Here is a 21951-nt window from a genome sequence, read left to right on the forward strand (position 1 = left end):
GGTCTGAGGCTTAAGCCTTCAGCACGTCCAGTGCCGCAGCGTAATCCGGCTCGGTGGTGATTTCATTCACCAGCTCGCTGAAGATCACTTCATCGTTTTCATTGATAACCACTACCGCACGTGCGGTCAGGCCTTTCAGCGCGCCTTCGGCAATGCTGACGCCGTAAGTCTGCTGGAACTCAGGGTTACGCAGAGTGGACAGGGTGACAACGTTGTTCAGGCCTTCAGCGCCGCAGAAACGGGACTGCGCGAACGGCAGGTCGGCAGAAATACACAGCACAACGGTGTTATCCAGCTCGGTAGCCAGCTGGTTGAATTTGCGCACGGACGCGGCACACACGCCGGTGTCGATGCTTGGGAAAATATTCAGCACTTTACGTTTGCCGGCAAACTGGCTCAGCGCAACGTCAGAAAGATCTTTCGCGACCAGAGAGAAAGCGGCGGCTTTGCTGCCCTTCTGTGGGATCTGACCTGCAACCTTGACCGGGTTGCCCTGGAAATGAACGGTTTGTGACATGTTTAATCTTCCTTTTACATAAAATTAACGCCGGGAACAGTGTATTCCAGGAAATCCGTGATGAACATAAAAAACTGAAAGTACATGCAAAAGCGTGGGCTCGCTATACTCAGGCGATAACCCCAAGGGAGACTGATAATGAGAACAGTGAAAGTTTACCAGGAAGCCTGGCCGCTCCATACGCCATTTGTGATATCGCGTGGAACCCGCAGCGAGGCGGTTGTGGTGGTGGTGGACATCGAACAGGACGGCATAAAAGGCGTTGGCGAATGCACGCCTTATCCACGCTATGGCGAAAGCGATGCTTCAGTACTGGCGCAAATCACCACGGTACTTTCACAGCTTGAGCGCGGTATGACGCGCGCTGAATTACAGCAGGTTCTTCCGCCCGGGGCGGCGCGAAACGCCATTGACAGCGCGCTTTGGGACCTGGAAGCCCGCCTGAAACACACCACGATATCGGCCCTGAACGCCGTCGAATTGCCGGAAATGGTGACCACGGCGCAAACCGTTACGATTGCCGCCCCGGAACAAATGGCTGCCTCAGCGGCTTTGCTTTGGCAGAAGGGTGCCCGATTGCTCAAGGTGAAACTGGACGATCGCCTCATCACCGAACGAATGGTCGCCATCAGGGCGGCGGTGCCGGAAGCCATTTTGATTGTGGATGCCAACGAGTCCTGGCGGAGCGATGGCCTGGCCGCCCGCTGCCAGCTGCTGGCCGATCTCAACGTGGCGATGCTGGAACAGCCGCTCCCGGCGGGGGATGATGATGCGCTGGCGAATTTTATTCACCCGCTGCCTATTTGCGCCGACGAAAGCTGCCACACCCGCAGCAGCCTGCCCGCGCTTGTCGGGCGCTATGACATGGTGAACGTTAAGCTCGATAAAACCGGGGGCTTAACAGAGGCATTATTGCTGGCTCAGGCCGCGCGGGAACAGGGTTTTGATGTCATGCTAGGCTGTATGCTCTGCACATCCCGCGCCATTGCCGCCGCTTTACCGCTGGCAGCTAAGGTACGCTTTGCCGACCTCGATGGCCCCACCTGGCTTGCCGTCGACGTGGAGCCCTCGCTGCATTTTGAAACGGGAAAACTTTATCCCTAATGCTTTTACCTGTGCCAGTGTAAAAGGTCAGTCATCGCCCGCAGGTAGCGCTCGCTGGCCTCATCGGCTGAAATCGGCGGGAATTCAGCCGTAATGCACGGCAGGCCTAAATCGGCACACCAGCTGCCGAACGAACCCGGCGTTTCGTAGCCAACGCTGGTCACCAGCGGGAGCGCAAAGGCTTCCGCCAGCCAGTGTCCCAGCGCGGAGCTGTGCGGATCTTCAATGCAGCCCAGCGGATCGTGAAAAGAGACTACCCAGGCGGGCTGCAGCTGATGAATAAGCTGGCATAACGCGGTGGTTTCCGGTTCGGAACCCGGCGTTTGCCCGGTAGAAAGCACCACGTCACGCTTATCCGCGCTGCTGTTCCAGCGGTAAACGGTATCGCCCGCTTTCCAGTTGGCGGCAGGGAAATTGCGGTTCAGGTCGACGCCGTGCGCGTTGGCGCGCAGGCCCAGCTGGCAGCCGTCCGGGTTCACCGCCAGCACCACATGGTGGCGCCTGAACTGTGGCTCAAGTGTTCTTAAGGCGCAGGAAAGCGCCACCATCGCGGCGTTTTCATCGCCATGAGTACCGGCAATGATAAGCCCGCTGCGTTCTTCCGTTTGCGTGGCGGGGAAATAAAGTAGCGGCGCACCTAATACCGATTTGCCGTAGCGTTCACAGCCCGGCGGCAGATGGCCGCGCTGGGGGCGAGGGCGGGTCGTGGGCATGATATTCCTCTCACTGAATAAAGCGGCTATTAACGTCATTAATAGCAATGTTTTAAGGAAAACTCACCTTAATCCGCAGATGTGAGCTTTTTCCTGGAATCAAAAGAATAAATTACGCTACAGTAACTTACACACATCTCCTGAATGCAAAAACACGGAAGGAAAGCGATGAAAAAAAGCCTCAGTTTTAGCTGTTGTGCGATGGCCGTGGCCGCCATGCTGCAAAGCGCCTGGGCGGCGGATGTTCCTGCGGGAACGAAGCTGGCGAGCAGTCAGGAGTTAGTCAGACATATTAAAGATGAACCCGCGAGCCTGGATCCTATCAAAGCCGTTGGCCTGCCGGAAATTCAGGTTATTCGCGATTTATTTGAAGGCCTGGTGAACCAAAATGAAAAGGGTGAACTGGTGCCGGGTGTTGCCACCAAATGGCAAAGCAACGACAACCGCATCTGGACGTTTACACTTCGTGATAACGCCCGCTGGTCGGATGGAACGCCTGTCACCGCGCAGGATTTTGTTTACAGCTGGCAGCGCCTGGTTGATCCAAAAAATACCTCACCGTTTGCCTGGTTTGCTGCGCTGGCGGGTATCACCAACGCCCAGGCCATTATCGACGGGAAAATGCCGGCTGATAAGCTCGGCGTTACCGCCGTAGATGCTAAAACGCTGCGCGTGCAGCTTGATAAACCTGTACCGTTCTTCCCAAGCCTGGCGGCAAACTTTGCCTTCTATCCTACGCCTAAAGCGGTCGTTGAAAAGTCAGGTAATGAATGGACGAAACCCGGCAATCTCGTGGGCAACGGCGCATTTACGCTGCAGGACCGCGTGGTGAACGAGAAGCTGGTTGTGGTGCCGAATAAAAATTACTGGGACAACGGAAAAACGGTGCTGACCAAAGTGACCTTTATTCCGATCAACCAGGAATCGGCGGCCACCAAGCGTTACCTGGCCGGGGATATCGACATTACCGAATCTTTCCCGAAAAACCTCTACCAGAAACTGCTGAAAGACATTCCGGGGCAGGTTTACACGCCGCCGCAGCTTGGCACTTATTATTATGCGTTTAACACGCAAAAAGGGCCGACGGCAGATGCCCGCGTTCGCCTCGCCTTGAGTATGACTATCGACCGCCGCCTGATGGCAGATAAAGTATTGGGCACGGGAGAGAAACCAGCCTGGCGCTTTACCCCTGACGTTACCGCGGGCTTTAAGCCGGATCGCTCTCCTTTCGAAGATATGAGTCAGCAGGAGCTGAACGCCCAGGCGAAAATGCTGCTGCGTGCCGCCGGCTATGGCGATGCCAAACCGCTTAAATTAACGCTGCTGTACAACACCTCCGAAAACCACCAGAAGATAGCGATTGCCGTTGCCTCCATGTGGAAGAAAAATCTGGGCGTTGACGTGAAGCTGCAAAACCAGGAGTGGAAAACCTACATCGACAGCCGCAACACCGGCAATTTCGACGTCATTCGTGCGTCATGGGTAGGGGATTACAATGAACCGTCTACTTTCCTGTCGCTGCTAACGTCTACCCACAGCGGGAATATTTCACGCTTCAGTTCCCCTGAATACGACAAACTGCTGTCCCAGGCCGCGCAGGAAACCACTGACAAGGCGCGGAATGCGGATTACAACGCCGCCGAAAAAATCATTCAGGAAAAAGCGCCCATCGCGCCAATCTACCAGTACACCAATGGCCGCCTGATCAAACCGTGGCTGAAGGGCTATCCGATCAACAATCCGGAAGACGTGGCCTACAGCCGCACGATGTATATTATCAAACACTAAGCATGGCTAAAATTTAGCCACAAAAAGTGTTATTATAGTCACCTCAGGCATAGCGATTGCGGAGGTGACGAAATGGCATCAGGTTGGGCCAATGACGGTGCTGTCCAGGAGCAAATCGACAGTACCGTGGACGACGCCGTGGCCAGAGCGCGCAGCGAACTCCCGAAGGGCGAAAGCCTGGAGTACTGCGAGGAATGCGGCCAGCGCATTCCGGAAGCACGGCGTAAAGCGATTCAGGGCGTGCGGTTATGTATCAGCTGCCAGCAGGCGGAAGATACGCACCGGGCCACGTTCTCAGGCTATAACCGCCGCGGATCGAAAGACAGCCAGTTACGCTAGTAAGAACCGGGCCATCGCCCGGTTTTTTTATGTTTCCGGTTAAGCTTTATTTACTCTTTTCTCTGCAAATTCAGCGCGTTTGATAACCTCTGGTGGTTGCCTTCGTATCAGAGATGGCTAGACTGACAGAAAGAACTGACTCAGCTTGAGGATTGCGCAGTGGATGTAATTAAAGGCAGCGAGCTGCACGTGCCGGATGCGGTGTTTGCCTGGCAGCTGGACGGCAAGGGCGGCGTGAGGCCTCTCGACAGCAATGAAATTATCGACAGCGAGCATCCCTGCTGGCTGCACCTGAATTATACCAACGCCGACAGCGCCGACTGGCTGGCCAACACGCCGCTGCTGCCAAACTATGTCAGGGAGGCGTTGGCCGGTGAAAGCATGCGTCCCCGTGTTTCTCGCGTGGGTGACGGCACGCTTATCACCCTGCGCTGTATCAACGGCAACACCGATGAGCGTCCGGACCAGCTGGTGGCCGTGCGGCTTTACATTGACGAACGGCTGATTGTCTCAACCCGCAGGCGGCAGGTTCTTGCGCTGGACGATGTGGTGAACGACCTGAATGAAGGCACCGGCCCGACCGACTGCGGCAGCTGGCTGGTGGATGCCTGCGATGCGCTCACCGACCACGCCAGCGAATTTATCGAGCAAATGCACGATAAAATCATCGACCTCGAAGACAACCTGCTCGACCAGCAGGTGCCGCCTCGTGGGGCTTTGGCGCTGTTGCGTAAACAGCTGATTGTCATGCGTCGCTATATGTCTCCACAGCGTGACGTCTATGCGCGCCTGGCCAGCGAGCGGCTCAGCTGGATGAACGACGACCAGCGCCGCCGCATGCAGGACATTGCCGACAGGTTGGGCAGGGGGCTGGACGAAATCGACGCCTGCATCGCCCGCACCGGCGTGATGACTGATGAAATCTCCCAGGTCATGCAGGAATCCTTAAACCGCAGGACCTACACCATGTCGCTGATGGCGATGGTATTTTTACCCAGCACGTTCTTAACCGGGCTGTTCGGTGTGAACCTCGGCGGTATTCCCGGCGGCGGCTGGGCCTTCGGCTTCGCGCTGTTCTGCATAATGTTGGTGGTTATGATTGGTGGTGTTGCCTGGTGGTTACATCGCAGTAAATGGCTGTAAAATTGCGGGATTTCGCACGGCTTTGTAGGCGAAAACGGCGCTGTTATTGAGCCAAATCAAGAAACCGAAAGCCACGCCGGGGCAAACTCTCTCTTGCAGGTGAATGCAACGTCAAGCGATGGGCGTTGCGCTCCATATTGTCTTACTTCCTTTTTTTAGAATTACTGCATAGCACAATTGATTCATACAATGCCGGCTTTCAAAGTCGGCTTTTTTTTGCCTGCGATTTGTAGACTATGCTTTAAAGGGCGATTCACCCACGCAGGAGATGACGATGCTGTATCGCAACAGCCTGATGATGAGCGACCCGGCTTTTCCCACCGAACCCGTGCCGGTACCCGACCCACTTCCCAGACCGCAGCCCATACCCGATCCGCCGACAGACCCGGATCCAAGGCCGATAATCGACCCGCCGACACACCATTGAAGTTTTCCCTCTCCGGGCGGAGAGGGACTGGGGATTATTTAATTTCCAGAATATCCAGACGCTGCTGCGGGGCGTCAGCGTTGTCTTCTTCCGGCTGCCAGCCGACCGGCTGCATAGGGATCTCTTCGCGATCGAACGCCAGGTCGCCGCCGTTCACCACGTCTGAACCGTGAGTAATACCTGCGAAATCAAACAATTCAGTATCACAGAGATGCGATGGCACCACGTTCTGCATGGCGCTGAACATCGTCTCAATGCGGCCCGGGTAGCGTTTGTCCCAGTCGCGCAGCATGTCGGCAATCACCTGGCGCTGCAGGTTTGGCTGCGAGCCGCACAGGTTGCATGGAATAATTGGGTATTCGCGGGCGATAGCAAAACGCTCAATGTCTTTCTCGCGACAGTAGGCCAGCGGGCGAATAACGATATGTTTGCCATCGTCGCTCATCAGCTTCGGTGGCATGCCCTTCATCTTGCCGCCGTAGAACATGTTCAGGAACAGCGTCTGCAGAATATCGTCGCGGTGGTGGCCCAGCGCGATTTTGGTACAGCCCAGCTCGGTGGCGGTGCGGTAAAGAATGCCGCGGCGCAGACGCGAACACAAAGAGCAGGTGGTTTTGCCTTCCGGGATCTTCTCTTTCACGATGCCGTAGGTGTTCTCTTCCACAATCTTGTATTCAACGCCGATACTTTCCAGGTAGGCAGGCAGCACATGCTCAGGGAACCCCGGCTGTTTCTGATCGAGGTTTACCGCCACGAGGCTAAAGCTGATGGGCGCGCTTTGCTGCAGGTTACGCAGGATTTCCAGCATGGTGTAGCTGTCTTTGCCGCCGGACAGGCAAACCATAATGCGGTCGCCGTCTTCAATCATGTTGTAATCGGCAATCGCTTCACCCACGTTACGGCGCAGGCGTTTTTGTAACTTGTTCAGGTTGTACTGTTCTTTCTTTGTAGCTTCTTGATTCGATTGCATTATTTACTGTCTCTGAAACCAAAAGGGGCACATAAGGGGCAAACTTTTTCAAAGCGCCAGCTTACTGTTGAGCATATTCACCTGGTCGCCGCTCAGCTCTTCAATCCATGCAGCATAGACTTCATAAACCATCTGCGCGTTTTCATGCCCCATCTGACTTGCAATAAAAGAGGGGTTCTCACCGGCCGATAATAACCAGCATGCGTAAGTGTGGCGTGTATGGTACGGATTCCGGCGGCGAATTCCAGCACGTTTTACAGCAGCGTCTCGTCGTTCACCCTTGCCTTATGCATTGTAATATGGTTTTTGTTCCCTCCCATGCATCCGTGGCGTAGCGGGTAATGTTTTCACTGAGCTAAAGCCGCCGGTGGTTGATGTCAGTAAACTGAGAGGGCGGGTGGCGAATGTTTAAGCAATTGCCAGGCTGAATATTCATGATGCGGCTCATGGTTGCAATCTGAATAAATGTAGTTCGGTAATGATGAAATTTAAAAAACCTGTAAATAGCGATTGTATTCACATAGTGTCAATAAAAAACATGCAATCCCTTAAACATTCACCAGTTGTTTACTGTCTCCATTTGGAGAGCAAGCGGAGATTACGCCTATTGATAACCATGTGCACGGAGGGTATTATTACCGACCGGAAAAAATTGGAATCATCTATGTCGACACATTCACTTAAATCGCTACAGGCTTTGCGCGGGTTAGCGGCTATTATTGTTGTTCTGTTTCATTACAAATGGCAACTTGACCTGGATTTAAACAATAAATTTGTGTCGGCTGTTTTTAACTCTGGTGGGCTGGGGGTGACAATTTTCTTTATTCTGAGTGGTTTTATTATGGTCTATTCAGGAAGAAATAAAACATCGGCAGTGAATTTCGTAATAAATAGATTTTCACGAATCTACCCCGCGTATCTCTTTTTCATACTCTTGGGCTTTGCTATTGGCGGCGCAATGAGTATATTCCACTACGAAGATAAAACGCTCAGTTTCATTCGGTCGTTTTTGTTTATGCCCGTAACAACTGAGTATGCTCCTTCTTATATAGACGTTAATTATGTTACCGGCGTTAGATGGACGCTGAATTATGAAATGTATTTCTATGCGTTAATGGCGATATCATTCTTATTTAAACGTAAGGTGATGGCGCTTATTGCAATATTTTCAATTGTATTAATTGTGATTCCGATTTTATCTGGCTTTACGCCTGGCATAAGAATTGAAGGTTATCCTTATAAATCTGAGTTTCTGACATTCTTAACAAACCCAATAATGTATGAATTTGTTTTAGGGGTTGTGATTGCGCTGCTATACGCCAGGTTTAACAATCCATCAAAATTGCTTTCCGTTCCCTTATTAGTTATTTCATTGGCTATCGTTTCATTTTATTGCTTTTACCATAATTTTAATGATCATGGATTAAAATCATCGGCTTTATTTATGGCCCTGCTTTTCCTTGCTATTGTGTTGAACTGTAATTGGTTAGACAGCTATGTTCCGAAGTTTTTATTTTATCTGGGTGAAATTTCATTTTCTGTATACTTACTCCACAACCCTGTAATGCTTATTGTAACAAAATATATAATGAAGTCGGACAAGGGCGCGGTGGTCGTTCTGATTGCATTGATACTTACATGGCTACTCTCTCATTTATCATACAAAATTTTGGAAGTAAAGGCCTCCAAAGCTTTGAAACAATATTTGCTTTCTAAGTTTGGTAACTCTGAGAAAAGATTACTGGCAGATTAGAAGAGCAAAAAAACCGGTGTTTTGCCGGTTTTTTATTTTATGACGTGATTTTTTCGCTTACTGCTTGAGCTATGAGCAGACTGGGGTTGCAGATATATAGACCGAATGAGAGAGATTTAAAAGAATTCTTGCCCGAGCGATCGGTATTGCTTTGGAATGGAAATGTATCTTTCATCTGATCCCATCGAGCAGTTCCATTTACCAGTAAATTAATAATCCCCCAAGAGATATTATTATAAATAACGCTCTCTTTGATAGTTGATCGAATATTTAGAAAATTATTGACTTATAGATGGCGGCCAGACACCGCGTCAGTAAAACGATTCGCTGCCACACTCCTGGCACCTGCAAAAAAGTAACGCTCCACTCATCGACTATGCTTTATCAGGTTAAACGTAATTCATAGCAACCAGGAGTGAGACTTATGACATTCGTAAAGACGAAAGATGGGGTCAATATTTTTTATAAAGACTGGGGGCCGAAAACGGCTCAACCGATTGTTTTTCATCACGGTTGGCCGCTCAGCGCGGATGACTGGGATAACCAGATGCTGTTTTTCTTAGGTGAAGGTTTCCGGGTTATCGCGTTCGACAGGCGAGGGCATGGCCGCTCTGACCAGGTCAGCGACGGGCACGATATGGATCATTATGCGGCGGATGCCTCGGCGGTGGTAGAGCATCTGGATCTTAACAATGCCGTGCACGTCGGCCATTCAACCGGCGGCGGGCAGGTGGCTCGCTATGTCGCTCAATACGGCCAGCCTCAGGGGCGCGTTGCGAAAGCCGTTTTAGTCAGTGCCGTTCCGCCGCTGATGGTGAAAACGGCGAGTAACCCGGGCGGGACACCGCGCGAGGTGTTTGACGGCTTCCGTAAGGCACTGGCGGCAAATCGCGCGCAGTTTTACCTTGATGTTGCCTCTGGCCCGTTCTATGGCTTTAACCGGCAGGGGGCTGACGTTTCTGAGGGAAGTATCCGGAACTGGTGGCGGCAGGGCATGGCCGGTAGCGCCAAGGCCCACTATGAAGGGATCAAAGCGTTTTCAGAAACCGATCAGACAGAAGATCTGAAGGCGATTACCGTGCCGGTTCTGGTCCTGCAGGGCGATGATGACCAGGTCGTGCCGTACAAAAATGCGGCTATCCTGCAGGATAAACTGCTCAGCAACAGTACGCTGCACATCTACCCCGGCTATCCGCACGGAATGCATACCACGCATGCCGACACCATCAATGCGGATATACTGAAATTTATCCGCAGCTGATACCGCTGTTATCAGGGGAGGCCGAAAGCTTCCCCTTTCCCCGGTTATGCCTCTGATGCTAAAGATGACAAGGCCGACATGGCTGCTTCGGTATCTTTATGCGCCACGAAAATATGGTCGTGGTAATAGCCTGCCACCACATTACAGCTGATACCTTTTTTCGCCAGCGCGCGTGAAAATGCGGCAGTAAGGCCGACGGCGGCCAGAGATGAGTGAATTTTGAGGGTGATCCAGCTGGCAACGTAATCGTAGTTAACGGCATATTTATCCGCCAGATCCTGCGGCAGAACCAGCGTGACGCCTTCAGCCTCGCGGACGGTTACTATGGCGGCATCTTTTAATTCCGCCGAAGGTGCGGGTAAAGTGCAAAAAACATATTTTCCCGGATTCAGCTCCGGAGCAGCATTGCTCAGCAGTATTGCCAGGTTATTCTCGCCAGCCATTTATCGGCCTCCTTTCATTGGTTGAGGTCGAATTAAATAGCGTTTGAGCAATAAATAAAAATTAAAAAATATGCTATTGCATTAGATGTGCTAATGATGAGGCGGTGCGCTTTTTACGCACCGCCCATGCTTATTTCCCGGTTAGCATTTGCCAGACAAACTCCTCGATCATGGCCTGATGGGACGCAATCTGGCTATTCTCCGGCGCGCTGCCGTGGCCGGCATCGGTTTCCTCATACAGCCAGACGTTCTCGTGCCCTTGCTGCTGCATACGCGCCACCATTCGACGGGCGTGGGCCGGGCTAACCCGATCATCCTGGGTACCGGTGGTGAATAGCGTCGGTGGGTAATCCACCCCGGCTGACACCTTGTCGAACGGAGAATAACGCCGCAGCCACTCTCGCTCTTCGGCAATATCCGGATCGCCGTACTCGGCAATCCAGGAGGCTCCCGCGAGCCAGCGGGGATAGTTCAGCATATCCAGCAGCGGGACTTCACACACCAGCGCGCCGAATAATTCCGGGTAGTCGGTGAGCATATTGCCGATCAGCAGACCGCCGTTGCTGCCACCCTGAGCGGCAAGTTTTGCGGCACAGGTGACTTTTCGCGCCGCAAGGTCGGTCGCAACAGCGGTAAAGTCTTCCCAGGCGCGATGACGGTGCTGTTTGAGCGCAGCCTGGTGCCATGCAGGGCCATATTCACCGCCGCCGCGAATATTAGCGACGACGTAAACTCCGCCTTTTTGCAGCCATGTCGCCCCTTTGGCACCGAGATAATGCGGCGTTAAAGAGACCTCGAATCCGCCGTAACCGTACAGCAGCGTCGGGTTATCACCGGACAGCGCCAGCGCTTTGGCGGCCACCTGGAAGTAGGGGACGCGGGTGCCATCCAGCGAAAGGGCAAAGTGCTGGGTCACGCTAAATTCTCCCGCGTCAAAGCAGGCTGGATCCTGTTTCACGAGGCTTAGCGTGTCGTCGTCCAGATCGCCATAGCTGAGACTGTGGGGCTGCAGGAAACCGTGGCTGACCAGCCGGTAGCGGTTACTTTCATCGTCGATACCGCCGGCGGAAACGTTGGTGAAATCGGGCAGCTCAAGCGTTTTTATGCAGTGCCGCTGGCCGCCGTCGATTTTCACAAATTCGACCTTCTCAACGGCGTCCTGGCTCAGGTTCAGCAGAAGGTAATCGCGGGTTGAGCTGTAGCCTTGCAGCGTCGTGCGCGAATTTGGCGTGAAGAGCGAAATGAAATTGCGCTCACCTCGCTGAAAATCAGCTAAATCAATCGCCAACAGAGCGCCTGCAGGCCAGACAGTCTCGGCTATTGGCCAGTCGGAGGTGAGCGTCACCAGCAGCCAGTCTTTGAAAAATCCGCAGGAGGCATCTTCCGGAATGGCGATAAGCGTCAGGGTGTTCTGCCCGGTCAAAAGCCAGGTTTGCCCGTGGTAAAAGTCTTTGCTGCAGTGCACCACATCCCGCTCAAAACCGGGGGTATCATCATGCCAGGCGGAAACGGCCATATCCGTTGCTTCACCGGCGTAGATCAGCGGCGCATCCTGCGGCGATGTGCCCCGAGCCCAGCGATAGACGCTGCGTGGATAACCGGAAGTTGTGAGCGTATCCTCCCCCGCGTCCAGCGCCAGCAGCAGCGTGTTTTTATCCAGCCAGCTGACCGAGCTTTTGCTTTCCGGCAGGAAAAATCCCCCGGTGATAAACGTTTTGCTCACCAGATCGAATTCGCGAATTTCACAGGCATCGCCGCCGCTGGATAAAAAGATTAACGCCCGGGAATAGTCCGGGTGGAGGAGATCGGCGCCGTGATAGCTCCAGTTCGCGTCTTCCTCTTCGTTCAGGCGATCGACATCCAGCACAGTTTCCCATTCTGGTGCAGCGGTAAAGTAAGAGCTTTCAGTGGTGCGGCGCCAGATGCCGCGTGGGTGTTCGTCATCCTGCCAGAAGTTATACACCGCGTTGCGGTAATGGCTCCCCCAGGGAATGTTGGTTTTATCGTCCAGCGACTGCAGGATCGCGCCCCGCATCTGCTGGAAGCGCTCTCCCGTGGCAAACCTGTCCGTGGTGCGCTTATTTTGTTTTTCCACCCAGCTTAGCGCCGCGGCATCTTCCGGGGTTTCGAGCTGGCTAAGCAAATCCTGACTCACTGGCTGTGTCATCACGCGTCCTTTTGTTGGGTAACGGGCCTGCAACCGACCATATCATTATGCTTATTTTCAGTACACCTGAAGGCTTTTGTGGTTTCTGCCAGCATGCTCGAATTTTTTCGCTTGCAAAACGAAGGGCTTAGCAAAAGTGCGTGTTTTCCTACTTGAAGTGTCTTTTTTACCTGATACTGTATATATAAACAGTATTTGTATTGGCGGTATCATGAACCTTCTCAAACCTGCACCCTATTGCCCGGACGCTTCCTTTCCTCTCTTCGCTGACCTGGTACAGTGCGGCTTTCCTTCCCCGGCCCAGGATTATGTTGAGCAACGTATCGATCTCAATAAGCTGCTGGTGCGCAATCCCGGCGCGACCTATTTTGTGAAGGCGGCGGGGGATTCGATGGTAGAAGGGGGGATCGGCGAAGGAGACTTGCTGATTGTGGACAGCTCAAGAACGGCGTCACAGGGCGATATCGTGATTGCGGCGATTGACGGGGCATTCACCGTGAAGCGCCTGCAGCTTCGCCCCACGGTGATGCTATTGCCGATGAACAGCGCCTGGGCACCGATTCCCGTCCCCGATGAAGCCGCACTCGATATTTTCGGCATCGTCACTTTTATCATTAAAGCGGCGGGCTAAGCATGTTTGCGCTGGTGGATGTGAATAGCTTTTATGCGTCCTGTGAAACGGCTTTCCGTCCGGATTTAGCCGGAAAGCCGGTGGTGGTTTTATCCAATAACGATGGCTGCGTCATCGCCCGCTCCGCGGAAGCCCGGCCCTTTGTCAAAATGGGAGAACCTTTCTTTAAACAGAAAGAGGCGCTCAGGCGGCATGGCGTGCTGACGTTTAGCAGCAACTACGAGCTGTATGCCGACATGAGCGAGCGGGTGATGGGCGTGCTTGAAGAGCTGTTGCCCAGGGTCGAGACTTACTCCATCGACGAGGCATTTTGTGATTTAACGGGCGTGAGCAATTGCTACAACCTGAAGGCCTTTGGCCAGACGATCCGTTCGACCATTCGCCAGCGCACCCGCCTGACGGTGGGCGTGGGGATCGCGCCGACAAAAACGCTGGCTAAGCTGGCAAACCTCGCGGCAAAAACGTGGCAAGAGCGAACCGGCGGCGTGGTTGATTTATCCCGCCCAAAGCACCAGCGCTGGCTTATGGCACAGCTGCCCGTGGGCGAAGTCTGGGGCGTGGGGAGGCGCCTGTCGAAAAAGCTCGACGCTATGGGCATCAAAACGGTTTTACAGCTTGCCGATGCGGATATTCGTTTTATTCGGCGGCACTTCAGCGTGGTGCTGGAAAGAACGGTGCGCGAATTGCGCGGCGAGTCTTGCCTTGAAATGGATGAGTTCTCCGCCGCCAAACAGGAAATCATCTGCAGCCGCTCGTTCGGAGAACGCATTACCGAGTATGAGGATATGCGCCAGGCGATCGGCAGTTACGCCGGCCGGGCGGCGGAAAAGCTGCGGGCTGAGCACCAATATTGCCGGGTGATTTCTGCCTTTGTGAAAAGCAGCCCATTTGCCGTGAACGAACCTTATTACGGCAACTGTTCGTCCGTCTCGCTGCTCATTCCCACGCAGGACAGCCGGGATATTATTCAGGCCGCGATGCAGAGTCTGGACGCTATCTGGCAGCCGGGGCACCGCTACCAGAAAGCCGGCGTTATGCTGGGGGATTTTTTTAGTCAGGGCGTGGCGCAATTTGATTTGTTCGACAGCAATGTTCCACGGCCTAACGGCGAAAAGTTGATGACAGTGCTGGACTTCCTGAATCAAAAGCAGGGCAAAGGCACGCTCTTTTTTGCCGGGCAGGGAATACAGCAGCCGTGGGCGATGAAGCGCGAAATGCTGTCGCCGCGTTATACCACTCGCTATGCCGATCTGCCGCAGGCGCGGGTGTGCTGAGCGTGCCGCCGTTACACATTCACTTTTTCGGGAAGCGGAACCGCGATCGGCTCCCCGCACACCGTGACGCGTGGGCCGCCAAGTTCGTTCCAGCGGAATAGATTCAGGTGCCAGCCGTCGGGAATACTTCGGGACCGGTCGATAATGCCATCGGCATTGGAGAGGCGAGCCCGATCGGCATTTTGCCAGGAAGGCGGTTCGATATTTTGCTGCAGGGCGCTGAGCCAGCAGTGATTAGACAAATCGCGGTTGATGCCTAAGGCCAGGCATGAATATTCATCTCGCTGGTCCAGCACCTGTGCGCCTTCGACATACAGAGGGATTAGCGCCCGCGGTTTGCCGTCTTTTTGCATATGGGCAGCAACCGCGAGCCTGGCCCACTCGCGCTCCGGACTCATATAAAGAATTGTTTGCCCCGGGCGATGATAACGTCCTGGGGTATCGGGCCGGCTGCGTGACAGCACGCTGCCGAGAAATTCCACCGGGACAGCACGGAAAAAGAAACCGCTGACATTTTTGAAATGAAGAGGGTTATCGGACACAATGGCGCCTGGTTTACTCAGAAAATTGGCAGCCTTAGTTAACCAGAATGTTGTGACAGAATTGCCATCGCAAAGACCGAAGCGTCAGTGATTATCGGAAAATGGCTGGGGCAGAATAGTTTCGTCGCTGAACTTTTTTTCACCTGGCCTGTCAATATCACAGCAAGCATCATGGGAGAGCGTTTCGAAGTGAAAGGATTGTTGACAGCATTAATACTCATTGCCAGCTTTTTGATTGGCTGTGCGATGTACTACAAAGTGGGCTGCTGGTTTGAAGATGATATCATCAATTTTTACGCCGGAGACGAAGGGTAAGGGTTGGATAACTGCGCAAGACACCATTACCCGACTTATTTAACCTTTAAAGACGGAAAATTTTTTGGTCAGCGGTTTGAGTTTTTCGGTTTCGCCGTACAGCGCAATGCCAATAAAATCGAGCTCAGCAAAGGGCGTGTCGCGCGTATCCTTTATCTGCTGCTCAGAAGAGTGCGACAGCATGGTGGTGGTAAAGAAATTATACAGCACGCCTTCTTCCCTGCATTTCTCCAGCGCGGTTGCCAGCTGGCTACTGTTTTTAGACTGAAGCACAACCACCGGATAATGGTTCATCCAGGCGCTTAAGCCGCTATCCTGGTTGGGATAGTCATGAAATACAGGCTCATCGACTTTAAGCATAATGCCGCCGCACAGGTGGCCCACGGCATTCATTTGCACGCTGACGTCGGCGTTGCGGTTCACGATGACATACAGCTTATAGTCATTATCTTCAAACATTCTGGCTCCTTATCTGTTTAAGCCTCTGCCGTTGATTTAGCTTAGGGGCGATATTTAAGCATACTAATCGTTTTTTTATTCATCTTCCTGCTTGCGATCAATTTTTCAGGCACATGAAAGTCATTCAAATATTAATCGTTATATATTATTTTATATAACGATTAATAAGGAGAGCAGATGGAACTTTACGTTTTTTATGTGGGCGGCAATGCCGGAAAATCCAATATTGAAGTGCATGACGTCCAGTTTGTGGCTGCAGAGAAGCCAGAGGACGCATGGCCCGCGCTGAGAGCTGCATGGTTTGGTGACAAAGATAAAATCCATATCGACGGTTACGGCAAGCTGCGCTGGGCCGACGGCTACCGCATTAGCCTTTCAGATAAACCCGCTGAACAAACGCCAAAGCTCTTTTTTGTCAACGTCGGCGGCTACAGCCCGAAAACGCTGGCGGAGCTACATGACTTTGATTTCTTCGTGGCTGAAAATCCGGCGCAGGCAAAAGAGAAGGCGATTGCCAGCCTGCTGGTCGCAAGCTATCAGCAGCACAAAGACAACCTGAAAGACGTCGATGACTGCCTGCTGTTAGAAAGCGTGGGGGATTATTTTATCCATCTGGAAAAAGCGGAGCAGGGCGAACGTTTCATGCCGGAATGGCAGGGTTATTTGCCGATTAGCGAATAGCGCTATTCTTCTCAATGGAAAACGGCGCCTGAACGAAAGGTGCCGTTTTTACTGTTTCACCCGCTAACGCAGCAAAATTGATAAACTCACGCCTGAACCACGCGAATCTGCTAGCATACGCGCCTGCCCGTTATTATTAAGAGATGACCATTGTGACCGCTTTTTCCGCACTGAACGCTTTACCTGAAGCACAACTCGCCAATCTTAGCGAACTGGGGTATCACGAAATGACGCCCGTTCAGGAAGCGGCCTTGCCCGCCATTCTGGCCGGAAAAGACGTCCGTGCGCAGGCCAAAACCGGCAGCGGAAAAACCGCAGCTTTCGGCCTTGGCCTGCTGCAGCACATTGATGCCAGCCAGTTTTTAACCCAGTCGCTGGTGCTGTGCCCAACGCGGGAGCTGGCCGACCAGGTCGCCAAAGAGCTGCGTCGCCTGGCCCGCTACATGCCAAATATTAAAATTTTAACCCTGTGCGGTGGCCAGCCGTTTGGCGTCCAGCGCGACTCGTTACAGCATGCGCCGCACATTATCGTCGCCACGCCGGGCCGCCTGTTAGATCACCTGCAAAAAGAAACGGTGAAGCTGGGTGCCTTGCAAACGCTGGTGCTGGACGAAGCCGACCGCATGCTGGATATGGGTTTTGCCGATGCTATAGACGAAGTTATTGCCCATGCGCCGACCAAACGCCAGACGCTGCTTTTCTCCGCCACCTGGCCCGCAGCCATTGCCGCTATCAGCGGGCGAATTCAGCGCGACCCGCAGACTATTGAGATTGATACCGTTGATGAGCTGCCGTCCGTTGAACAGCAGTTCTATGAAATCTCCCGCGGGGGCAAAATCGGCCTGCTGCTGGCGCTGCTCAGCAAGCACCAGCCTGCATCCTGTGTTGTCTTCTGCAATACTAAAAAAGATTGCCAGGCCGTGTGTGATGCGCTGAACGAGCGTCACCAAAGCGCGCTGGCGCTGCATGGCGATATGGAACAGCGCGATCGCGACCAGACGCTGGTACGTTTCGCCAACGGCAGCAGCCGCGTACTGGTGGCAACGGATGTCGCCGCACGTGGGCTGGATATTAAAGCGCTGGAAATGGTCATTAACTACGAACTGTCGTGGGACCCGGAAGTGCACGTTCACCGCATTGGCCGTACCGCGCGAGCCGGGCAAAGCGGGCTGGCTATCAGCTTCTGCGCCCCGGAAGAAGCGCAGCGCGCCAGCGTGCTGGCGGAAATGCTGAATCTTTCGCTGAAATGGCAGCAGGTGCCGTCCGGCGTTTCCGTGAAGCCGCTGGAAGCGGAAATGGCGACGCTGTGCATTGACGGCGGCAAGAAGGCCAAAATGCGTCCAGGCGATATTCTGGGGGCGTTAACCGGGGATATGGGGCTGGAAGGTGCGGACATCGGCAAAATCGACGTCCACCCAATCCATGTTTACGTGGCGGTGCGCCAGTCCGTGGCGCGTCACGCGTGGAAACAGCTGCAGCAGGGCAAAATCAAGGGTAAGTCAGTGAAGGTTCGCCTGCTGAAGTAGACGCGTTTTCTCCTCCGCCTGACCTTCTTCCCACAGGGGCGAAGGTATCTGAAACGGGGTATGCGTGTTTTCCCCTCACCCTAACCCTCTCCCCATGGGGGAGAGGGAATAAAAAGACGCCAGTCTATGTTTTCCCCCTCTCTTTATGGGAGAGAGGGAATAAAAGAACGGCAATCTATGTTTTCCCCCTCTCTTTATGGGGAGAGGGAATAAAAGAGCGCCAGTCTATGTTTTCCCCCTCTCCCTTCCAGGGAGAGGGCCGGGGTGAGGGTCATTCCCCCGATTACTCGCTAACCTTCTCCGCTTTACCCGCCAGCTGCGCCAGGAAGTCGTATCGCTTCTGCAAATCGGCGGCGGCATCTTTCCACAGCTGCTCGGCGACTTCCGGCTGCTGGGCGTTCAGGCGACGGAAACGCTGCTCCTTCATTAGCGTATCGGCCAGCGCATCGGACGGTGGACGGGAATCCAGCGCCAGCGGCACCTTGCCTTCATCTGCCCGACGCGGGTCGAAGCGGTAGAGCGGCCAGAAGCCCGTGGCGGTCAGCTGGCGCATCTGATCGTGGCTCAGCGCCAGGTCGTAGCCGTGCTCTTCGCAAGGGCTGTAGGCGATGATCAACGACGGGCCAGGATAAGCCTCCGCCTCCTGAATGGCCTTCATCGTCTGGTTCAGCTGTGCCCCCAGCGAAATCTGCGCGACGTACACATGGCCGTACATCATCATGCTGACGCCCAGATCTTTACGTGCTTTACGCTTGCCGTGCTCGCCAAACTTGGTGACGGCGCCCAGCGGCGTGGCTTTAGACGCCTGGCCGCCGGTGTTGGAGTAACACTGCGTATCCAGCACCAGAATGTTGACGTTTTCGGTCAGGCTCAGCACGTGGTCGAGGCCACCAAAACCGATGTCATAGGCCCAGCCGTCACCGCCAATCAGCCAGATAGATTTCTCCACCAGCGCGTCGGCATCGGTGACCAGCTGACGGGCATCAGCATCGTCAATGTTCGCCAGATGTTTACGCAGCTCGGCAACCTGTTCACGGCGGACTTCCGGTGTCGCTTCCGCGTGAAGCTGCTCATTAAGCTCGGCCGGAAGTTTATCGGCAAACTGGCCCAGTAAACGCATGACGCGGGCGCGGTGCTGATCCACCGTCAGGCGGAAGCCCAGCCCAAACTCGGCGTTATCCTCAAACAGCGAGTTAGCCCACGCTGGCCCGCGGCCGTTTGCGTCGGTGGTGTACGGCGTGGATGGCAGATTACCGCCGTAAATAGACGAACAGCCGGTGGCGTTAGCGATCAGCATGCGGTCGCCGAACAGCTGGGTCAGAATTTTAATGTACGGGGTTTCGCCGCAGCCGGAGCAGGCTCCAGAGTATTCAAACAGCGGGGTTAACAGCTGCGAGGTACGGATATCGATGCGCTCCAGGCTGGTGCGATCGATTTCCGGCAGCGCGAGGAAGAAGTTATAGTTCTCTTTCTCTTCTTCAACGTGTTCAAGGCGAGACAGCATATTAATCGCCTTGATTTCCGGGTTCTGGCGATCTTTGGCCGGGCAAACTTCTACGCAAAGGTTACAGCCGGTGCAATCTTCCGGCGCTACCTGCAGCACGTATTTCTGGCCGCGCATATCCCGGGACTTCACGTCCAGCGACTGCAGGGCTTCCGGGGCGCCTTCCATTGCCTCAGGCTGAACCACTTTGGCCCGAATAGCCGAATGCGGGCAGGCGGCGACGCAGTGGTTGCACTGGGTGCAAATATCCGGCTTCCAGATGGGAATTTCTTCGGCGATGTTGCGTTTTTCCCAGCGGGTCGTACCCATCGGCCAGGTCCCGTCCGGCGGCAGGGCGGAAACCGGCAGGGCATCGCCGAGACCAGCGAGCATCGCGGCGGTAACGGTTTTCACAAAATCAGGCGCGGCGTCGGAGACGACCGGCGGACGCATCGCGCTTGCCGGGTTAACGTCCTGCAGAGGCACTTCGGCGAGGGAGTCACGAGCCAGCGCCAGCGCCTGCCAGTTACGCTCGACGATTTCCGTCCCTTTACTGCTGTAGCTTTTGGCAATCGCGCCCTGCAGCTCGGCCAGCGCGGTGTCGCCCGGCAAGATCTGCGTCAGGTGGAAGAATGCCATCTGCATCACGGTGTTGATACGGGCGCCAAGATGACATTCACGGGCGATCTTCGCCGCGTTAATGACGTACAGGCGAGCCTGTTTCTGGTTGAGCACCGCCTGAACTTCCTGCGGCAGGCGGCTCCACACCTCGTCGGCGGCGTAGGGCGTATTCAGCAGGAAAATACCGCCGGGCTTCAGGCGCTCGGCCATCTGGTACTTGTCGATAAACTGCAGCTGGTGGCAGCCAACGAAATCGGCTTTCTCAATCAGGTAGGTGGAGTTGATCGGCTGTTCGCTCACGCGCAGGTGAGAAACCGTCAGCCCCCCGGCCTTTTTGGAGTCATAAACGAAATAACCCTGGGTAAACCACGGCGTGGAGTTACCGATAATTTTGATGTTGTTTTTGGTGGCAGACACGCTGCCGTCGCTGCCCAGGCCATAAAACAGCGCTTCGAGTTTGGCGCGGTTCGGCAGGGTGTTTTCCGGCAACGGCAGCGACAGGTTGGTGACATCGTCGTAAATGCCGACGGTAAAGCGCGGGCGCGGTTTAACTTCGCGTAGCTCGTTGAAAATAGCCAGGACGCATTCCGGACCGAACTCTTTGGATGACAGCCCGTAGCGGCCCCCAATCACGCGAGGCAGCGTTTCGCGATCGCCCCGGCTCACGGCCTCGGCAAGCGCGGTCATCACGTCGAGATACAGCGGTTCAGCAAGAGCTCCCGGCTCTTTGGTGCGGTCAAGCACCGCCACCTGGCGCGCGCTCTGAGGCAGAATTTCCAGCAAATGTTCGGCGGAGAAGGGGCGGAACAGGCGAACTTTCAGCACGCCGACTTTTTCGCCGCGGGTCAGAAGCTCATCCACGACTTCTTCGCAGGTGCCGACGGCGGAGCCCATCACGATAATCACGCGCTCCGCCTCAGGGTGGCCGTAATACTCAAACGGGCGGTAGCTGCGGCCTGTGGTGGTGGCAAAGTCGTTCATCGCCTGTTCAACGTGCGCGTAAACCGCGTTGTACCACGGGTTGGTTGCCTCGCGGGACTGGAAGTAAGTGTCCGGGTTAGCCGACGTGCCGCGAATCACCGGATGCTCCGGATTCAGGGCGCGGGCCCGATGCTCATCGATCTCTTTTTGCGGCAGCAGGCTGCGAAGAGTATCGTCCGCCAGCGGCACAATTTTGTTGATTTCATGGGAAGTGCGGAAGCCGTCGAAAAAGTGAATAAACGGCACCCGGCTTTTCAGGGTCGCAATATGGGAAATCAGCGCGAAGTCTTGTGCTTCCTGGACGCTGCTGGCGCACAGCATGGCGCAGCCGGTTTGGCGCACGGCCATCACGTCGGAATGATCGCCAAAAATGGAAAGCGCGTGGGTGGCCACGGTGCGCGCGGCAACGTGAAGAACAAATGGCGTCAGCTGGCCCGCAAGCTTGTACAGCGTTGGGATCATCAGCAGTAGGCCCTGCGATGACGTAAACGATGTGGAAAGCGCCCCGGTTTGCAGCGCCCCGTGCACCGCCCCAATCGCGCCTGCTTCAGACTGCATCTCGACTACGCGAGGAACATCTCCCCACACGTTCTTCCTGCCGTCGCCCGACCAGGCATCTGCCTGCTCCGCCATTGTCGAGCTGGGAGTAATCGGGTAGATGGCAATTACTTCGCTGGCACGAAACGCCACGGAGGCGACTGCACCGTTGCCGTCGATAGTGATCATAAGACACCCTTACATTGCGCAAAATAAAGGGACTCGCCTGAAAGCCTGGAGCCCCGTTGTAATTCCTCAATTATAGTGTGTCCACCC

General features: G+C 54.4%; 20 protein-coding genes and 1 pseudogene. 12 read left to right on the forward strand and 9 right to left on the reverse strand.

What is annotated here, in order from left to right:
• Positions 1 to 10 precede the first annotated feature (10 nt).
• Positions 11 to 517, reverse strand: coding sequence for a thiol peroxidase (gene tpx / locus F3J29_RS05405; RefSeq protein ID WP_008461361.1), 507 nt, complete (start codon positions 515 to 517; stop codon positions 11 to 13).
• Positions 518 to 655: 138 nt separating this feature from the next.
• Here tpx and ycjG point away from each other — a divergent pair, with 138 nt between their 5' ends.
• Positions 656 to 1621 carry an L-Ala-D/L-Glu epimerase gene (gene ycjG, locus F3J29_RS05410; protein ID WP_166863624.1) on the forward strand — a complete coding sequence of 322 codons (966 nt, stop codon included), beginning with the start codon at positions 656 to 658 and terminating at the stop codon, positions 1619 to 1621.
• 5 nt (positions 1622 to 1626) lie between these two features.
• Here the strand turns inward: ycjG and mpaA are convergent, their stop codons facing one another.
• A complete protein-coding gene (mpaA, locus tag F3J29_RS05415; protein WP_008461364.1) occupies positions 1627 to 2334 on the reverse strand; it encodes a murein tripeptide amidase MpaA in 708 nt (235 codons plus the stop codon).
• Between the two features lie 168 nt (positions 2335 to 2502).
• On the opposite strand from mpaA, the gene F3J29_RS05420 reads away from it, so the two are divergent.
• The 4 genes from F3J29_RS05420 to ynaL all read left to right on the forward strand — a co-directional run bounded on the left by F3J29_RS05420 (position 2503) and on the right by ynaL (position 6031).
• Positions 2503 to 4122 carry a peptide ABC transporter substrate-binding protein gene (locus F3J29_RS05420; RefSeq protein ID WP_166863626.1) on the forward strand — a complete coding sequence of 540 codons (1620 nt, stop codon included), beginning with the start codon at positions 2503 to 2505 and terminating at the stop codon, positions 4120 to 4122.
• 72 nt (positions 4123 to 4194) lie between these two features.
• Positions 4195 to 4461 carry a DksA/TraR family C4-type zinc finger protein gene (locus F3J29_RS05425; RefSeq protein WP_166863628.1) on the forward strand — a complete coding sequence of 89 codons (267 nt, stop codon included), beginning with the start codon at positions 4195 to 4197 and terminating at the stop codon, positions 4459 to 4461.
• A 159-nt stretch (positions 4462 to 4620) separates the two neighbouring features.
• A complete protein-coding gene (gene zntB / locus F3J29_RS05430) occupies positions 4621 to 5604 on the forward strand; it encodes a zinc transporter ZntB (protein ID WP_085540792.1) in 984 nt (327 codons plus the stop codon).
• Positions 5605 to 5872: 268 nt separating this feature from the next.
• On the forward strand, positions 5873 to 6031 hold the full coding sequence (ynaL, locus tag F3J29_RS22915) for a proline-rich small protein YnaL (RefSeq protein ID WP_269320697.1): 159 nt from the start codon (positions 5873 to 5875) through the stop codon (positions 6029 to 6031).
• Positions 6032 to 6065: 34 nt separating this feature from the next.
• Here ynaL and ttcA read toward each other — a convergent pair whose 3' ends face one another.
• Both ttcA and F3J29_RS05440 read right to left on the reverse strand, forming a co-directional pair.
• On the reverse strand, positions 6066 to 7001 hold the full coding sequence (gene ttcA / locus F3J29_RS05435; protein ID WP_166863631.1) for a tRNA 2-thiocytidine(32) synthetase TtcA: 936 nt from the start codon (positions 6999 to 7001) through the stop codon (positions 6066 to 6068).
• Between the two features lie 48 nt (positions 7002 to 7049).
• Positions 7050 to 7331 (reverse strand): annotated as a pseudogene (locus tag F3J29_RS05440) (tyrosine-type recombinase/integrase); the annotation flags it as partial.
• A 334-nt stretch (positions 7332 to 7665) separates the two neighbouring features.
• Here F3J29_RS05440 and F3J29_RS05445 point away from each other — a divergent pair.
• Together F3J29_RS05445 and F3J29_RS05450 are read left to right on the forward strand one after the other, a co-directional pair.
• Positions 7666 to 8754: an acyltransferase family protein gene (locus F3J29_RS05445; protein ID WP_166863632.1), complete on the forward strand. Its 1089-nt coding sequence runs from the start codon at positions 7666 to 7668 to the stop codon at positions 8752 to 8754.
• Between the two features lie 424 nt (positions 8755 to 9178).
• Positions 9179 to 10015 carry an alpha/beta fold hydrolase gene (locus tag F3J29_RS05450; RefSeq protein WP_166863634.1) on the forward strand — a complete coding sequence of 279 codons (837 nt, stop codon included), beginning with the start codon at positions 9179 to 9181 and terminating at the stop codon, positions 10013 to 10015.
• Between the two features lie 44 nt (positions 10016 to 10059).
• Here the strand turns inward: F3J29_RS05450 and F3J29_RS05455 are convergent, their stop codons facing one another.
• Both F3J29_RS05455 and F3J29_RS05460 read right to left on the reverse strand, forming a co-directional pair.
• On the reverse strand, positions 10060 to 10458 hold the full coding sequence (locus F3J29_RS05455) for an ACT domain-containing protein (protein ID WP_166863636.1): 399 nt from the start codon (positions 10456 to 10458) through the stop codon (positions 10060 to 10062).
• 130 nt (positions 10459 to 10588) lie between these two features.
• Positions 10589 to 12625, reverse strand: a complete 2037-nt coding sequence (locus F3J29_RS05460) for a prolyl oligopeptidase family serine peptidase (protein WP_166863638.1) — start codon at positions 12623 to 12625, stop codon at positions 10589 to 10591.
• 211 nt (positions 12626 to 12836) lie between these two features.
• On the opposite strand from F3J29_RS05460, the gene umuD reads away from it, so the two are divergent.
• Both umuD and umuC read left to right on the forward strand, forming a co-directional pair.
• Positions 12837 to 13256 (forward strand): translesion error-prone DNA polymerase V autoproteolytic subunit, encoded by a 420-nt coding sequence (gene umuD / locus F3J29_RS05465; protein WP_166863639.1) that lies wholly within the window; start codon positions 12837 to 12839, stop codon positions 13254 to 13256.
• A gap of 2 nt (positions 13257 to 13258) precedes the next feature.
• The gene (umuC, locus tag F3J29_RS05470; protein WP_166863641.1) at positions 13259 to 14530 is read left to right on the forward strand and encodes a translesion error-prone DNA polymerase V subunit UmuC; all 1272 of its coding nucleotides are present in this window, start codon (positions 13259 to 13261) and stop codon (positions 14528 to 14530) included.
• A gap of 11 nt (positions 14531 to 14541) precedes the next feature.
• Here umuC and F3J29_RS05475 read toward each other — a convergent pair whose 3' ends face one another.
• Entirely contained in the window at positions 14542 to 15072 is a 531-nt protein-coding gene (locus tag F3J29_RS05475) for an RES family NAD+ phosphorylase (protein WP_166863643.1), read from the reverse strand.
• An 87-nt stretch (positions 15073 to 15159) separates the two neighbouring features.
• Here F3J29_RS05475 and F3J29_RS05480 point away from each other — a divergent pair, with 87 nt between their 5' ends.
• Entirely contained in the window at positions 15160 to 15387 is a 228-nt protein-coding gene (locus F3J29_RS05480; protein WP_166862033.1) for a hypothetical protein, read from the forward strand.
• 39 nt (positions 15388 to 15426) lie between these two features.
• Here F3J29_RS05480 and F3J29_RS05485 read toward each other — a convergent pair whose 3' ends face one another.
• Complete coding sequence (locus F3J29_RS05485) at positions 15427 to 15846, reverse strand: DUF2000 domain-containing protein (RefSeq protein WP_166863645.1); 420 nt, start codon at positions 15844 to 15846, stop codon at positions 15427 to 15429.
• A gap of 177 nt (positions 15847 to 16023) precedes the next feature.
• On the opposite strand from F3J29_RS05485, the gene F3J29_RS05490 reads away from it, so the two are divergent.
• A complete protein-coding gene (locus F3J29_RS05490; protein WP_166863647.1) occupies positions 16024 to 16527 on the forward strand; it encodes a DUF1543 domain-containing protein in 504 nt (167 codons plus the stop codon).
• Between the two features lie 152 nt (positions 16528 to 16679).
• A complete protein-coding gene (dbpA, locus tag F3J29_RS05495; RefSeq protein WP_166863649.1) occupies positions 16680 to 18053 on the forward strand; it encodes an ATP-dependent RNA helicase DbpA in 1374 nt (457 codons plus the stop codon).
• A gap of 283 nt (positions 18054 to 18336) precedes the next feature.
• Here the strand turns inward: dbpA and nifJ are convergent, their stop codons facing one another.
• Positions 18337 to 21864 (reverse strand): pyruvate:ferredoxin (flavodoxin) oxidoreductase, encoded by a 3528-nt coding sequence (gene nifJ, locus F3J29_RS05500; RefSeq protein WP_166863651.1) that lies wholly within the window; start codon positions 21862 to 21864, stop codon positions 18337 to 18339.
• Between the last annotated feature and the right edge of the window lie 87 nt (positions 21865 to 21951).

The organism is Enterobacter sp. Cy-643 (assembly GCF_011752815.1).
Taxonomy (GTDB): Bacteria; Pseudomonadota; Gammaproteobacteria; order Enterobacterales; family Enterobacteriaceae; genus Cedecea.

Bases quoted from the DNA above. Each gene is read 5' to 3' on its own strand.
- tpx (WP_008461361.1), bottom strand. From the start codon at position 517: ATGTCACAAACCGTTCATTTCCAGGGCAACCCGGTCAAGGTTGCAGGT.
- ycjG (WP_166863624.1), top strand. From the start codon at position 656: ATGAGAACAGTGAAAGTTTACCAGGAAGCCTGGCCGCTCCATACGCCA.
- mpaA (WP_008461364.1), bottom strand. From the start codon at position 2,334: ATGCCCACGACCCGCCCTCGCCCCCAGCGCGGCCATCTGCCGCCGGGC.
- F3J29_RS05420 (WP_166863626.1), top strand. From the start codon at position 2,503: ATGAAAAAAAGCCTCAGTTTTAGCTGTTGTGCGATGGCCGTGGCCGCC.
- F3J29_RS05425 (WP_166863628.1), top strand. From the start codon at position 4,195: ATGGCATCAGGTTGGGCCAATGACGGTGCTGTCCAGGAGCAAATCGAC.
- ynaL (WP_269320697.1), top strand. From the start codon at position 5,873: ATGACGATGCTGTATCGCAACAGCCTGATGATGAGCGACCCGGCTTTT.
- ttcA (WP_166863631.1), bottom strand. From the start codon at position 7,001: ATGCAATCGAATCAAGAAGCTACAAAGAAAGAACAGTACAACCTGAAC.
- F3J29_RS05445 (WP_166863632.1), top strand. From the start codon at position 7,666: ATGTCGACACATTCACTTAAATCGCTACAGGCTTTGCGCGGGTTAGCG.
- F3J29_RS05450 (WP_166863634.1), top strand. From the start codon at position 9,179: ATGACATTCGTAAAGACGAAAGATGGGGTCAATATTTTTTATAAAGAC.
- F3J29_RS05455 (WP_166863636.1), bottom strand. From the start codon at position 10,458: ATGGCTGGCGAGAATAACCTGGCAATACTGCTGAGCAATGCTGCTCCG.
- F3J29_RS05460 (WP_166863638.1), bottom strand. From the start codon at position 12,625: ATGACACAGCCAGTGAGTCAGGATTTGCTTAGCCAGCTCGAAACCCCG.
- umuD (WP_166863639.1), top strand. From the start codon at position 12,837: ATGAACCTTCTCAAACCTGCACCCTATTGCCCGGACGCTTCCTTTCCT.
- umuC (WP_166863641.1), top strand. From the start codon at position 13,259: ATGTTTGCGCTGGTGGATGTGAATAGCTTTTATGCGTCCTGTGAAACG.
- F3J29_RS05485 (WP_166863645.1), bottom strand. From the start codon at position 15,846: ATGTTTGAAGATAATGACTATAAGCTGTATGTCATCGTGAACCGCAAC.
- F3J29_RS05490 (WP_166863647.1), top strand. From the start codon at position 16,024: ATGGAACTTTACGTTTTTTATGTGGGCGGCAATGCCGGAAAATCCAAT.
- nifJ (WP_166863651.1), bottom strand. From the start codon at position 21,864: ATGATCACTATCGACGGCAACGGTGCAGTCGCCTCCGTGGCGTTTCGT.